Below are 12,796 nucleotides of genomic sequence, written 5' to 3'. Positions count from 1 at the left end.
GCCAGATCCAGCGAATGCTGCCGCACGAGCCTCTCGACCAATTCGGTATCACGCGCTTCAAGCGCCTCAATAATCCTCATATGATCCTCAATCGACCTTGCCGCCCGGTCGCTTTGCGAAATCGTCATCTTCCTGATCGCGCGCACGTGCACGAAGATATTCTTGATCGTATCGAAGATGATCTGCGACTTGCTCAACTGCACAATCGCTTGGTGAAAGGCAATATTCGCCTCCGAATACTCTTCAATATGCTCCGCCGGCGCCTGATTCTGAAAATGGTCGAACATGTGCCGTAACGATGCAATCTCCCCATCCGTCGCACGCTGCGTCGCAAGCCTCGCCGCCATACTTTCCAGCGCGGCCCACATATTGATCATCTCGACAATCTCGTGCTTCGTCTTGCGCACGATATAAATCCCACGACGCGGCACCGTCCGCAGAAACCCTTCCTGCTCGAGCAACGTCATGGCTTCGCGAATCGGTGTGCGACTCACGCCCAGCGCCTCAGTCAAATCCTTCTCATCCAGCCGGATCTCTTCGCGCGAACGATAAATATCCGCCTCGGAAATGGCCTGGCGCAGCCGTGCATACGCCTGGTCCCGCAACGAAACCGTCGCGTTGATCGGCGCCAGCGAAAGCGTCACGCCAACAGGCTTACCTTCCGCCCGCGGCTCAAGAAGACTAGCCGGGGTTGCAGCAACTTCAGTATCAGATGGCATTGATGGTTTGATGTCCCAGATTCCGCGCGCCCGTCGTCGCCCGTGTACCCGTGCCGCCGCCCTGGTCATCTGCCGTCAATCCGGCGTACCGACCATTGTCCTGCGCGCGCTGCAACACGTCTTGCGGCACCGCCGATGCCAGTGCAAACGTCACACCCACACCGCCCGCTACCAAGGCAATTCCGATCACGACTAATAAAGCGATGCTCATTTCCGGCTCCTAGTGGTTTACTCCAAGAGCCTTCAGTATATGTTGCGTCGCAACGCGACGCAACATATTTCGTATGTGATATATCAGAAACAACAGCCCTTCCGTGTTCGCAGTTTAAGCGGCTTTTTGCGAACCTGTGAAAGATTCAATCGTTTTGATACCGGGCTTGGCCGTTCCCTGGTTGACGCCTTCCCGCAACTTGATCAGTGCGAGGACGGTATCGATCATCGGCGTGTCGACGCCCAGTTTCCGGCCGATTTCCTGCACGACGGTCACAATCGGATCGATCTCCATCGGCCGGCGCGCTTCGCAATCCATCAGCATCGACGTCTTGTGAGCGCCGACCGCGGCCGCGCCGTTGATGCGTTTTTCCACATCGACACGGAAATGGACGCCCAGTTGCTCAGCGATGCCCTGCGCCTCCTCCATCATCCGGCGTGACAGCGTGCGCACGGCAGGATCGGCGGTAAGGACATCGAGCGTGGCGCCCGTCAGCGCGCTGATGGGGTTGAAACAGAGGTTGCCCCACAGCTTCAGCCAGATCTCGTCGCGGATGTTGTCGCGCATCGGCGCTTCCATGTCGGCGGCGCTCATGATGTCGTGGAACGCCTGCAGGCGTGGCGTAACCAGCCCGCTCGGCTCGCCGATGGGAAATTTCTTGCCATACACATGACGGATCACGCCGGGTTCCGCAATTTCAGCAGCGGGAATCAGCACGCAGCCTATCGCCCGCTCGGGCCCAAGCACCTGCCATTGGCGGCCGCCCGGATCGACGCTCTCCAGCGTAGTACCGGCCAACGCGCCGCCGTGCTCATGGAAATACCAATAAGGCAGGCCGTTCACCGCCGTGACCACGGCGGTATCCGGTCCCAGCAACGGTTGCATCAGGTCCACCACGCCAGGCACCGAATGCGCCTTGAGCGCAATCACCACATAATCCTGCGGCCCGAGTTCCGCGGGATTGTTCGTGCAGCGGACTTTGACGGTGTGTTCCTCACCGTCGATCTGCAAGCGCACGCCGTTCGCCTGCATGGCAGCCAGATGCGGCCCCCGTGCGACGAAACTGACATCCGCTCCAGCCCGGGCCAGTTGCGCACCCATGTAACCGCCGATCGCGCCGGCACCGTAAATGCAAATTTTCATTGTCGTCTCCTGGACCATTCTCTCTTCTGATATACAACATATTAGATTCAGTATTGGATAACAACGAAGAAAGCGCAAGAAAAAAGCGCGACTCTTTTTTAGGGAGCCGCGCTTCGAATACTCAGTGGATTGGGGTCAGGCGTCAGCGGTTTGCAACGGCTTATGTTCCTCATCATAGGACGAAATGACGTGCGTCCAGATACGCGCTGCCTGCACCGGCAACGTGCGGCTCTTGCGCTTCACGAGCGCAACGGTTCGCATCACAGGCGGCCATAGCGGCACCGGTTGAACCAGCGCTTGCGCCGAAGCTGCGCCTGCGTGCATCGGCTGGATGCCAAAGCCCAATCCAGCCGCGACCATGTGCTCGACGCTCGCAGCCTGGGTCAATAGCTGGAGTCTCACGTTCGATGCACCGTGTTCATCGAGCGCACGCGCGATGACATCGAAACTGCCGGCGCCGTCGTCGAGCAGGAACAGGTTCGCGCCGCTCAGGTCGCGCCATCGCACCGTCGCGTGCGATGCCAGCGCATGCCGCGCGGGAACGATCGCGCAGACATGATCGGAGAACAGCGTTTTCATCGACAAATCGCAGAGGTCGTCAGGATCACTAACGTCTAGTGGTCCGGCGAGCACGCCCATATCGGCATCACCGGCGCGCACGAGTTCAAGCACCCTGCCCTGTGGCGCATCGTCCAACGTCAACGCGATATTGGGGTAGCTCGCCCGGCACGATGAGAGCAGTGCCGGGAGCACCGAAGCGACCAGGCTGGAACTGCTGGCTATCGACACCATGCCGCTTTCGACCGTAGAAACCTGCTGCCCGAACCGCAGCGCCGCTTCGAGTTCATCGACCAGTAACGCAATGCGTGGAAGCAGCGCGCGGCCGGTATCGGTGAGCGCGACCTGGCGCGTCGTGCGGTCGAACAGCCTCAGTTCAAGCAGGTCTTCCAGTTCCCTGATGCTGCGGCTCGCCGCCGACTGCGTGACGCCGAGCGCGTTACCCGCCTGCGTGAAACTCCGGTGCTGCGCCACGATCACGAACAGGCGCAACTGCTGCAGCGACACGCCGGACGTCTTCAACCCCTGCACTGCATCGGTCTTGCTACGGTTCATTGCGCCGACGAGTTGCGTGGGGCTTCTGTCCAGGCGGTCTGAAACATGGCGGCATCGAGCCGCCTCGACTCGGCGACCGTGTTATCGATCCAGCGCTTTCTCATCGGCGCGAGCACGAACTTGGCGCATAAGCCGGCGGCAATCGAGACGGTGGCTGTTGCGATAAACACCGCGTCCCATGAGCCGATGGCCGACAGCACCGAGGCAAGCGGCACCAGCATCGATGCGGTGCCCTTCGCCGTATACAACGTTCCGGCGTTGGCGGCAGCGTATTTGCTGCCGAAGGTATCGGCGCATGTGGCGGGGAAGATCGAGAAGATTTCGCCCCAGCACAGGAACGTGATGGCCGCGAAAAACATGAACAGATACGGGTTGTGGCCGAACTCCATGAGGCCAAGCAACGCCACGCCTTCGCCGATGAAGATGAAGAACATGGTGTTCTCGCGGCCGATCTTGTCGGAGATCCAGCCGCATAGCGGACGCGTGAAGCCGTTGCACAGGTTGTCGATCGATAGCGCCATGGTCAGGAGCGGCAAGGTCACGCCGAGCAGGTTGACCGGCATCTTGGCAAAGCCATATTCCTTGGCGATCGGGCCGAGTTGTGCGGTCGCGATCACGCCGCCCGCGGCGACGAACACGAACATCATGTACAGCACCCAGAAGAGCGGCGAGCGCACCATCTGGCCCGTCGTGTAGTCGATCTTCGATGCCACCACGCGCTTGGCCGGGACTGCATGAGCGGGCGGTCTCGGACGGACCAGCAGCATGCCGAGCAACAGGATGCAGACGCCCTGGAAGATGCCGAAGAATACGAAGGTGTGTTCGTAACCCGAGCGCTGGATCATGTTCGAGATGGGGATGACCGTGACCGCCGCGCCTGCGCCGAAACCTGCCGCCGTCAAACCGGCAGCCAGGCCGCGCTTATCCGGGAACCACTTGAGCGCCGTGCCCACGCAGGTGCCGTACACGCAACCCGCGCCCACGCCGGCAATCACGGCCGCAATGTAGAGATGAATCAGGCTGGTCGCGTTTGCATCGATGATCCAGCCCAGCGCCGCACAGATCGAGCCGCCGATCACGACCGGCCGCGGGCCGAATTTATCGACGAGCCAGCCTTCCAGCGGCACCAGCCAGGTTTCCGTGACAATGAAAATGGTGAACGCGGTTTGAATCGCCGCCTGGCCCCAGTGATGTTTCGCATCCATCGGGACAACGAACAAAGTCCACGCGTACTGCAGATTGGCGACCAAGCCCATGCAGATGATGCCGATGGCGAGCTGTGCCCACCGATTGTTGTGCCACCCCATTTTGGGCTGACCAGCGGCCGGTGCCGTCGCTGCGTTTGCCATGTCTGTCTCCGTTATTTACAGCGCTCGTGCGGCGCGTATTCAAGTACGTAATCGACTGCGGCACACCGTGTCTTGATCACCGGTGTGAGAGGGGTCTTGGTCGGTCAGGAAACATGTTCGTGGCGTTGCGGCGCCGGATACGGCCACGCCCTTCCTGCGGGCCGTAAAGGTAAAAGCGGTGAAAAGAAGAATCATTTTTAAGCGATTCCCAGTGTTCTGATGTTTGTAGGGGTTGACCCTGCCTCTGCCCTTTCCCCGCGTGCACCTTACGAAACTACCGCACGTTGAAAGCATCCTGCGGCAGAAAAACGATTAGGGAAAGTTAGAAAAATTTATTGTATAAATTCAGGATCGTTTATAGGTGGAGATCCGTCATGATGCGTAATGCGACGCTCAGGCAACTGAAAATATTCGAAACCGTCGCACGGCGGCTCAGCTTCTCGCGCGCCGCCGAAGAGCTCTACCTCACCCAGCCGGCCGTCTCCACGCAGGTCAAGCAGCTCGAGGAGCACGCGGGTCTGCCGCTTTTCGAGCAGCTCGGCAAGAGGATCTACCTGACATCTGCCGGTCAGGAAATGCTCCACCACAGCCGCGCGATCCTCGAACAGTTCCGCGAAGCCGACGACGCCATGGCCCGGCTCAAGGGTATTTCCGGAGGCACGCTGAACGTGGCCGTGATCAGCGCCGGGGACTATTTCTTTCCGCGCCTGCTGGCCGAATTCACTAAACGCAATCCCGACGTCAAGCTGAAGCTCGCCGTCCACAATCGCGAAGAACTGCTGCACCAGCTCACCGACAACCTCACCGACCTCGCGATCATGGTTCGCCCGCCGAAGGACATGGACACCGAGAACGTGTCGTTTGCCCCGCACCCTTACGTGATCGTGGCGCCCCCGGATCATCCGCTGGTGGGCAAGAAGAACATTGCGCTGGAGTCGCTTGTCGAGGAGCCGTTTATCGTCAGGGAGCGCGGTTCCGACACCTGGAATTCGATGGAAGAAGGTTTCGCGGGAAGACTCAAGCCGCTGAACATCGCCATGGAAATCACCAGCACGGAGACCATCAAGCAGGCGGTCATCGCGGGCATGGGGATCAGTTTTTTGTCGGCGCACACGGTCAGCATGGAGTTGCAGATCGGACGACTGGCCGTGCTCGACATAGCGGGTTTTCCCGTGATGCTCAACTGGTACCTCGTGCATCGTCATAACAAGCGGCTTCCGGCAGTGGCGATGGCGTTCAAGCAATTCCTCATCGACGAAGGGGCGGCGCAAATCTCGGCCATCACGCATATCGGGTAAACCATCTATTAGGTATCTTTAATAGTTAGGCAAAAAACAAGTGACTATCGTATATGGATGGTTCTTTCTATCCTGCAGTTAAGCCACGCAGCAAACGCACGCTGTCATTCATGGCTAACTTAGGATGAGGAGACGACCATGAACCGTTCACAAGCCACGATCGCCGATGCGCGCGAACTTCAGTCGCAGCTTTGCGCCTACAACAGCGCCTTCGAAGAACTTGACCTGATGTTCCGCTGGGACGTCGAAACACTTCAGTCGCTGGCGCACGCACCCAGCGATCAGGCGCGCATTGCGCAGTACATCGAATTGCATTGCCCCCACCTGCTCAAGGCTTACAGCGCGGAGTTCCTGTGCGAGGCCATCGTCGACAGGAAAAACGCGTATTACGAGGCGTGCCGCGCTACAACCATCGCCCGGGCCGACGATACGCGCGGCGCACGGATGTGGCGCCCGGACTGCGACAGTCCTCAGGCTAAAGCTGCTTGATGCTTGATGCTGCTGAGTGCCCAAGGTCATGCCTCAGGTACTCAGCTTTCAAAGAGGGGCGGGTTAATCAACCCGCCCCTCTTTTCATTGCGTCCACCTCATTGCGTCAGCGACACCCACACGCTCTTAGGCTCCGTAAAGTTCTCGATAGCCACGTCCCCGTGCTCGCGGCCAAAGCCCGAATCACCTGAGCCTCCCCACGGCAACCGGACGTCCGTATATCCGTACGTATTCACCCACACCGTGCCGGCCCTGAGCGCTGAGGCCATCCTGTGCACCCGGCCTATATCTGCGCTCCACACGCCCGCCGCGAGGCTATAGAGCGTCCCGTTGGCAATGCGCACGGCATCCGCTTCATCGTCGAAGGGAATCACGCTGACCACCGGGCCGAAGATCTCTTCTTGCGAGATGCGCATCTCGTGCTCGACGTTGGCAAACACCGTGGGCTCGACAAAATAGCCCCGCTCGCCCCATCGCTTCCCACCCGATACAACCGACGCCCCTTCGTTCTTCCCGATGTCCACGTAATCGAGCACCGTCTGCATCTGCTTCGCGGAAATGAGTGGTCCCATGGAGGTGTCTTTCTGCGATGGGTCCCCCAGCGTGATCGACTTCGCACGCTGCGCCAGACGGTCGACGACCTCGTCATATACAGCTCGCTGGACCAGCACCCGCGAGCCCGCCGAACACACCTGCCCCGCGTTGAAAAAGATCCCCGACGCAGCCGCGCGAGCGGCCTGATCGAGATTGGCATCGGCGAAAATGACGTTGGCGGACTTGCCGCCCAGCTCGAGCGTGACTCGCTTGAAGTTGACCGCCGCGCCCTGCAAGATTCCCCGGCCAACAGATGGCGAACCGGTGAACGTAACCTTGTCCACACCCGGATGCGCCACGAGCGCGTCGCCGACCACCGAGCCCTTGCCGGTCACAATATTGAGTACGCCCGGCGGCACGCCTGCTTCCAGCGCGAGACGGCCGAGCATCAACGCCGATAACGGCGTCAGCTCCGCGGGCTTGACGACCAGCGTGCAGCCGCAGGCAAGCGCGGGCGCGATCTTCCACATGCCGATCATCAACGGGAAATTCCACGGCACGATAGCCGCGACTACGCCGACCGGTTCGCGCACGGTGTAGGTCAGCGCGTCCGGGCGCGTGGGCACCACTTGCCCATTGATCTTGTCGCACCAGCCCGCGTAATACGCGAGGGTGTCGATGGCAGCCGGGACATCCTGTCGCCGGACGCCGGAGATCGGCTTGCCGGCGTCGAGACTTTCTACCGCAGCAATTTCATCCTGATGCGTACGCATCAATTCTGCAAAGCGCATCAGGATCCGGCCGCGCTCGGATGCCCTGATCGCGTTCCACGGTTTCAACGCGGCGCGCGCCGCTTGCACGGCGCGGTCGACATCAGCCGCCGTGCCCTGGGCAACGCTCGCTATCGGCGTCTCGGTCGATGGATCGATGATGCTGGAATACGCGCCTCCACCGGGCGCCACTGCTTCGCCACCAATCAGCAGCTCGTAACGTTTCACGTCCGCTTGGGCGGTCATTGTTGTCTCCTTTTACCGTAGTGCGGTCCCCCGCGCAGTCCCTGTATTCGGATCACGCGCCGGATTTTGCTTCGAGTTCAGCCAGGCGCTTGCGCAGGTTTCGCTCTTCCGTGAAGCGGCTGGTTTCATCGCGTATGACGGCCACGATGCCGGTCACTTTCTTTTCCGGTCCCTCTGCCTGCAGCAGCGCGACCGTGAATGCAATCGATAGAGACCGGCCGTCCTTGTGCACAGCGGGCACGCGCAAAACATCGTGTCCGTAACGGGTCTCACCGGTCGCCATGGTTTTTTCGTAGCCGCTCCAGTGACGTCCTCGCAAGCGTTCGGGAATGATGAGGTCCAGAGAATTGCCCAGCGCTTCTTCAGGCGTGAACCCGAACATGCGCTCGGCAGCGGGGTTCCATAAGGTGATGGCGCCACTGGCGTCTGAGATGACAACCGCGTCGCCGATCACGTCGACCAGTTGTTCGAAATCGATTGGGGGTTTTGCATGCACGGCGCTATTCATGATTGAAATGGCCTTGGTCTTTTCAGGTAGCGATTCTGTCCACGCCGTGGGTCCGTCAAGGCAATCCACGGCGCTGAGCTTCTCGCGTTTAAACGGCTTGTTGCTGATGCAGGTTTGCAATTTCCGCGCTGCTGTAACCCAGGCTCTCGAGCACTTCGTCCGTATGCTCGCCCAGCAACGGCGATGCCGTGATCTCCGGCTTCATGTCCGAGAACTTGATCGGGCTGCCCACCGTCAGATATGTACCGCGCTCCTTGTGCGGGACTTCGGCAATCGTGCCGCTTTCACGCAACGAAGGATCGTTGGCCAGTTCTTTCATCGTCAGCACGGGCGCGCATGGAATATCGAACTTGCGCAGGATATCCACCGCCTCGAACTTGGTTTTATCGGCGAGCCATTCTTCAATCGTCTTGAAGATGTCGAAGATGTGCGGCTGACGCGCACTCGCCGTGTTGTAGTTCGAATCTTCGATCCATTCGGGTTTGCCGATCGCGCGGCAAATCGGCGCCCACGCGTGACCCTGGATCGTGAAGTAAATGTACGAGTTCGGATCGGTTTCCCAGCCCTTGCATTTCAGCACCCAGCCCGGCTGACCGCCGCCGCCGGCATTGCCGCCGCGCGGAACGACATCGCTGAATTCACCATGCGGGTATTGCGGATATTCCTCCAGGTAACCGAGCCGGTCCAGGCGTTGCTGATCGCGCAGCTTCACGCGGCACAGGTTGAGCACGCTGTCCTGCATCGATACCGCGACCTTCTGTCCCTTGCCCGTCTTGTCGCGTCCGATCAGCGCCGTCAGGATGCCGATAGCGAGGTGCATACCAGTGTTGCTGTCGCCCAGCGCCGCTGCGCTGATGGTCGGCGGACCGTCCCAGAAACCGGTGGTCGATGCCGCACCACCCGCGCATTGCGCGACGTTTTCGTAGACCTTCAGGTCGTCGTAATGGTGGCCGTCGCTGAAGCCCTTCACCGACGCCAGGATCATCTTCGGATTCAGTTCCTTGATGGTATGCCATGGGAAACCCATCCGGTCGAGCGCGCCCGGACCGAAGTTTTCCACCATCACATCGGATTCCTTAATAAGCTTCTCCAGGACCGCCTTGCCTTCGGGCTTCTTGGTGTCGAGCGTGAGGGACTTCTTGTTGCTGTTGAGCATCGTGAAATACAGCGCATCGACGTCCGGGATATCGCGCAATTGCGTGCGGGTGACATCGCCCGAACCCGGGCGTTCAACCTTAATCACGTCGGCGCCGAACCACGCTAGCAACTGCGTGCAGGCCGGGCCTGCCTGCACGTGCGTGAAGTCGATAATCTTGATTCCCTCAAGTGGCTTGCTCATGGTTCCTGTCTCCTGACTCACTGGCTAAAGGTGGGTTACTCATGTTCTTGCGGCGGCATCGGCGGTGCGTTTTGGCGAAACCGCCAATGCCGGCGGTAACTTCCAAGCGGATTACTTTTTCATCGCCGTGCTTTGCGGATTCAGATTGGTCAGGCGGCCGCTCTCGGTGCCGGCGGCTTCATCGATAACCGCATTGATGAGGGTCGGCTTGCCGGACGCAATGGCTTCCTGCAGTGCCTGCGTCAACTCTTCCGGCGTCGTCGCGTGGCGGCCGATGCCACCGAACGCTTCAATCATCTTGTCGTAGCGCGCGTTCTTGACGAACACGGTCGGGGCAACGTCCTTGCCGCCGGTCGGGTTCACATCCGTGCCGCGATACACGCCGTTGTTGTTGAACACGATGGTGCAGACCGGCAGGTCGTAGCGGCAGATGGTCTCGAGTTCCATGCCGCTGAAACCGAACGCGCTATCGCCTTCAATGGCGACGACCGGCTTGCCGCTCGTCACCGCCGCGCCAATCGCGAAGCCCATGCCGATACCCATGATTCCCCACGTACCCGAGTCGAAACGCTTGCGCGGCTCATACATGTCGATGATGCTGCGGGCGTAGTCGAGGGTGTTCGCGCCTTCGTTGACGACGTTGATGTCCGGGCGCGTCTTCAACACGTCGCGGATCGCACGCAGCGCGCTGTGGAAATTCATCGGCGACGGATTCTTGGCGAGCGTCGCGGCCATCTTTTCGAGGTTCTTGTTCTTGCGCTCGGAGATTGCACCAGTCCATTCGGTGCTCGGCTTCGGGAAGCTGGCATCGATACCGCCGAGCAAGGCCGACACGCACGAGCCGATATCGCCGATCACCGGCGCGGCGATCGCCACATTGCTGTCGATTTCCGTCGGCGAGATGTCGATTTGGATGAATTGCTTCGGTACCGCGCCCCACGTCTTGCCCTTGCCGTGCGACAACAGCCAGTTCAGGCGTGCGCCGATCAGCAGCACGACGTCGGCTTCCTGCAGCACGAACGAACGCGCGGCCGATGCCGATTGCTCGTGCGTATCGGGCAGCAATCCCTTGGCCATCGACATCGGCAGATAAGGGATGCCGCTCTTTTCCACAAGCGCGCGAATCTGTGCGTCGGCCTGGGCGTAAGCCGCGCCCTTGCCGAGAAGGATCAGCGGACGCTTCGCGCCCTTCAGCACGTCGAGCGCACGCTTGACCGAGTCAGGCGCCGGAAGCTGGCGCGGCGCTGCGTCGACCACGCGTACGAGGGACTGCTTGCCCTTCACGGCATCGATGGTCTGGGACAGCAGTTTCGCCGGCAAGTCCAAATAGACGCCACCGGGACGGCCCGACACGGCTGCACGAATTGCGCGCGCAATGCCGATGCCAATGTCTTCCGCGTGCAGGACGCGGTATGCGGCCTTCGCGTACGGCTTGGCGGCGTTGAGCTGATCCATTTCCTCGTAATCGCCCTGCTGCAAGTCGACGATCTCACGCTCGCTGGATCCGCTGATCAGGATCATGGGGAAGCAATTGGTGGTCGCGTTGGCCAGTGCTGTCAGGCCGTTCAGGAAACCCGGTGCCGACACGGTCATGCAGATGCCCGGCTTTTGCGTCATGTAGCCGGCGATGGCCGCCGCATTGCCCGCGTGCTGTTCATGGCGAAAACCGATGAAACGCATGCCTTCGGCCTGCGCCAGGCGCGCCAGGTCGGTAATGGGAATACCGACCAACCCGAAGATCGTGTTGAGGTCGTTCAGTTTCAGGGCATCGATAACCAGATGGAAACCGTCGGTCGTCGCCGGTGTTTCCTGCTTCGCTGTCTCGGCTGCAGTGGCGGTCTGCGGGTCGTTCAGTACTTCTGCCATAACGTCTCTCCTCCTTGGCTGGCGTTGTTTGGTTTGTGATATACAATATTCCACACACAGTATTAGTCAAGCGGATTTGTTTGACGACGCAGGAGTGATGCAGTGCGATTGGGTTGAAAACGCTAGCGCTACGGCAGGTTTGCCGTTTTTTTTTGCTGCGATGCGATGAGGGCGTTTAAGCGATGCCGGAGATTTCGCGGTCGGAATTTGAGGCGAACGGGGCTTGCGTTGAGGAGGTGCGGCGCAGGTGTTTGTTACTCGCACGAGGGGCGGGTATACCAGCACTTAAAGGCGGATATCTGCGGTTGTTTCGACGATCCAGGTCGGATCGATGCCGCGGTCTGCCGTTCGCAAGACGCGCGGCGCGGCTGTCCGCTGCGGGAACGCCGGGAACCTGATTACGGTGCGTATGCGAACCCCTCCGCGCGGCGGTAGGTTCGCTGTCCGCAAGGCACCGAACGGATCGGCGTCGGAGCACGACTTACCGTGTCCCGCCTTCGTCCGGGCGCTATGAGATGTCGGCTTTCTGCGCCGTCACACGTTCTATGACGACCAGTGGTAGACGAGATCGGCGCGTCCGCGCGTCGTATCAATCAGCGCCGCGTTTACTTCGTCGGTGCGTTGAACCCATTCGCGGGCGGCGTCTTCATCGCGACCGAACTTCACGTGGCGCGCTATGAGCCGCTGCAGGCGCAATGCTGGATCGACATCGACATACCAGGCTTCGTCGAGCAAGGGGCGAACGGCGTTCCATTGACCGTGCTGCAACAGCAGATAGTTGCCTTCGGTGATGACAAGGGGTATGTGAGGCATCACCGGAATGGCGCCGGCAATGGGCTCCTCGATCTCCCGGCGAAACATGGGCGCATAGATCATCTCGTCGTGACGCTGCGCGCGCAGGCGCGCAAGCAATGCGACGTAACCGGCGCTGTCGAATGTATCCTCGGCGCCCTTGCGGGACGCGCGGCCAAGACGTTCGAGTTCGACGTTCGCAAGATGAAACCCGTCCATCGGCACGACCACCGCGCGGCCCGGCAGTGCTTCCAGAATGGCCTGTGCCAGCGTTGATTTGCCTGCACCCGGCGCACCCACCAGCCCAAGAATTCGACGCTGGCCATCCGACACAAGCTGCTCCAGTCGCACAAGAAAACGGTCTTCGATCATCGGCACAATCCTGTGTGATTTTCTTAATTGCACCGCGCCCGTCTCCA

General features: G+C 60.3%; 12 protein-coding genes. 2 read left to right on the top strand and 10 right to left on the bottom strand.

The window, feature by feature from the left end; translation table 11 throughout:
- The 5 genes from FH08_RS0130775 to oxlT form a co-directional block, all read right to left on the bottom strand.
- Positions 1–644, bottom strand: a 644-nt coding sequence (locus tag FH08_RS0130775; RefSeq protein WP_031362044.1) for an FCD domain-containing protein, incomplete at its 3' end; no start/stop codon positions are given.
- Between the two features lie 64 nt (positions 645–708).
- Positions 709–930 (bottom strand): hypothetical protein, encoded by a 222-nt coding sequence (locus tag FH08_RS48705; protein ID WP_035567489.1) that lies wholly within the window; start codon positions 928–930, stop codon positions 709–711.
- Between the two features lie 114 nt (positions 931–1,044).
- Entirely contained in the window at positions 1,045–2,073 is a 1,029-nt protein-coding gene (locus FH08_RS0130765) for a 2-dehydropantoate 2-reductase (RefSeq protein ID WP_051888670.1), read from the bottom strand.
- A gap of 135 nt (positions 2,074–2,208) precedes the next feature.
- Complete coding sequence (locus FH08_RS0130760; RefSeq protein ID WP_051888669.1) at positions 2,209–3,186, bottom strand: LysR family transcriptional regulator; 978 nt, start codon at positions 3,184–3,186, stop codon at positions 2,209–2,211.
- Positions 3,183–4,535, bottom strand: a complete 1,353-nt coding sequence (gene oxlT / locus FH08_RS0130755; RefSeq protein WP_031362040.1) for an oxalate/formate MFS antiporter — start codon at positions 4,533–4,535, stop codon at positions 3,183–3,185. The genes FH08_RS0130760 and oxlT overlap by 4 nt, the downstream gene beginning before the upstream one ends.
- Positions 4,536–4,912: 377 nt before the next feature.
- Here oxlT and FH08_RS0130750 point away from each other — a divergent pair, with 377 nt between their 5' ends.
- Complete coding sequence (locus FH08_RS0130750) at positions 4,913–5,833, top strand: LysR family transcriptional regulator (RefSeq protein WP_031362039.1); 921 nt, start codon at positions 4,913–4,915, stop codon at positions 5,831–5,833.
- A 138-nt stretch (positions 5,834–5,971) separates the two neighbouring features.
- Positions 5,972–6,322 (top strand): hypothetical protein, encoded by a 351-nt coding sequence (locus FH08_RS0130745; RefSeq protein ID WP_031362038.1) that lies wholly within the window; start codon positions 5,972–5,974, stop codon positions 6,320–6,322.
- A gap of 98 nt (positions 6,323–6,420) precedes the next feature.
- Here FH08_RS0130745 and FH08_RS0130740 read toward each other — a convergent pair whose 3' ends face one another.
- From FH08_RS0130740 to FH08_RS0130720, 5 genes are all read right to left on the bottom strand, one after another.
- A complete protein-coding gene (locus FH08_RS0130740; RefSeq protein ID WP_031362037.1) occupies positions 6,421–7,872 on the bottom strand; it encodes an aldehyde dehydrogenase family protein in 1,452 nt (483 codons plus the stop codon).
- A gap of 52 nt (positions 7,873–7,924) precedes the next feature.
- Positions 7,925–8,380, bottom strand: coding sequence for a PAS domain S-box protein (locus FH08_RS0130735; protein WP_031362036.1), 456 nt, complete (start codon positions 8,378–8,380; stop codon positions 7,925–7,927).
- Between the two features lie 88 nt (positions 8,381–8,468).
- Positions 8,469–9,719, bottom strand: a complete 1,251-nt coding sequence (gene frc / locus FH08_RS0130730; protein ID WP_031362035.1) for a formyl-CoA transferase — start codon at positions 9,717–9,719, stop codon at positions 8,469–8,471.
- Positions 9,720–9,830: 111 nt separating this feature from the next.
- The gene (oxc, locus tag FH08_RS0130725) at positions 9,831–11,585 is read right to left on the bottom strand and encodes an oxalyl-CoA decarboxylase (RefSeq protein ID WP_031362034.1); all 1,755 of its coding nucleotides are present in this window, start codon (positions 11,583–11,585) and stop codon (positions 9,831–9,833) included.
- 543 nt (positions 11,586–12,128) lie between these two features.
- On the bottom strand, positions 12,129–12,749 hold the full coding sequence (locus FH08_RS0130720) for a nucleoside/nucleotide kinase family protein (protein WP_031362033.1): 621 nt from the start codon (positions 12,747–12,749) through the stop codon (positions 12,129–12,131).
- Positions 12,750–12,796 lie beyond the last annotated feature (47 nt).

The sequence above is a fragment of the Caballeronia sordidicola genome (assembly GCF_000729995.1).
GTDB lineage: Bacteria > Pseudomonadota > Gammaproteobacteria > Burkholderiales > Burkholderiaceae > Caballeronia > Caballeronia sordidicola_A.
Note: the sequence above shows the minus strand (reverse complement) of the source record. Positions and strands in the feature narration are given on the sequence as shown.

Bases quoted from the DNA above. Each gene is read 5' to 3' on its own strand.
- FH08_RS48705 (WP_035567489.1), bottom strand. From the start codon at position 930: ATGAGCATCGCTTTATTAGTCGTGATCGGAATTGCCTTGGTAGCGGGC.
- FH08_RS0130765 (WP_051888670.1), bottom strand. From the start codon at position 2,073: ATGAAAATTTGCATTTACGGTGCCGGCGCGATCGGCGGTTACATGGGT.
- FH08_RS0130760 (WP_051888669.1), bottom strand. From the start codon at position 3,186: ATGAACCGTAGCAAGACCGATGCAGTGCAGGGGTTGAAGACGTCCGGC.
- oxlT (WP_031362040.1), bottom strand. From the start codon at position 4,535: ATGGCAAACGCAGCGACGGCACCGGCCGCTGGTCAGCCCAAAATGGGG.
- FH08_RS0130750 (WP_031362039.1), top strand. From the start codon at position 4,913: ATGCGTAATGCGACGCTCAGGCAACTGAAAATATTCGAAACCGTCGCA.
- FH08_RS0130745 (WP_031362038.1), top strand. From the start codon at position 5,972: ATGAACCGTTCACAAGCCACGATCGCCGATGCGCGCGAACTTCAGTCG.
- FH08_RS0130740 (WP_031362037.1), bottom strand. From the start codon at position 7,872: ATGACCGCCCAAGCGGACGTGAAACGTTACGAGCTGCTGATTGGTGGC.
- FH08_RS0130735 (WP_031362036.1), bottom strand. From the start codon at position 8,380: ATGAATAGCGCCGTGCATGCAAAACCCCCAATCGATTTCGAACAACTG.
- frc (WP_031362035.1), bottom strand. From the start codon at position 9,719: ATGAGCAAGCCACTTGAGGGAATCAAGATTATCGACTTCACGCACGTG.
- oxc (WP_031362034.1), bottom strand. From the start codon at position 11,585: ATGGCAGAAGTACTGAACGACCCGCAGACCGCCACTGCAGCCGAGACA.
- FH08_RS0130720 (WP_031362033.1), bottom strand. From the start codon at position 12,749: ATGATCGAAGACCGTTTTCTTGTGCGACTGGAGCAGCTTGTGTCGGAT.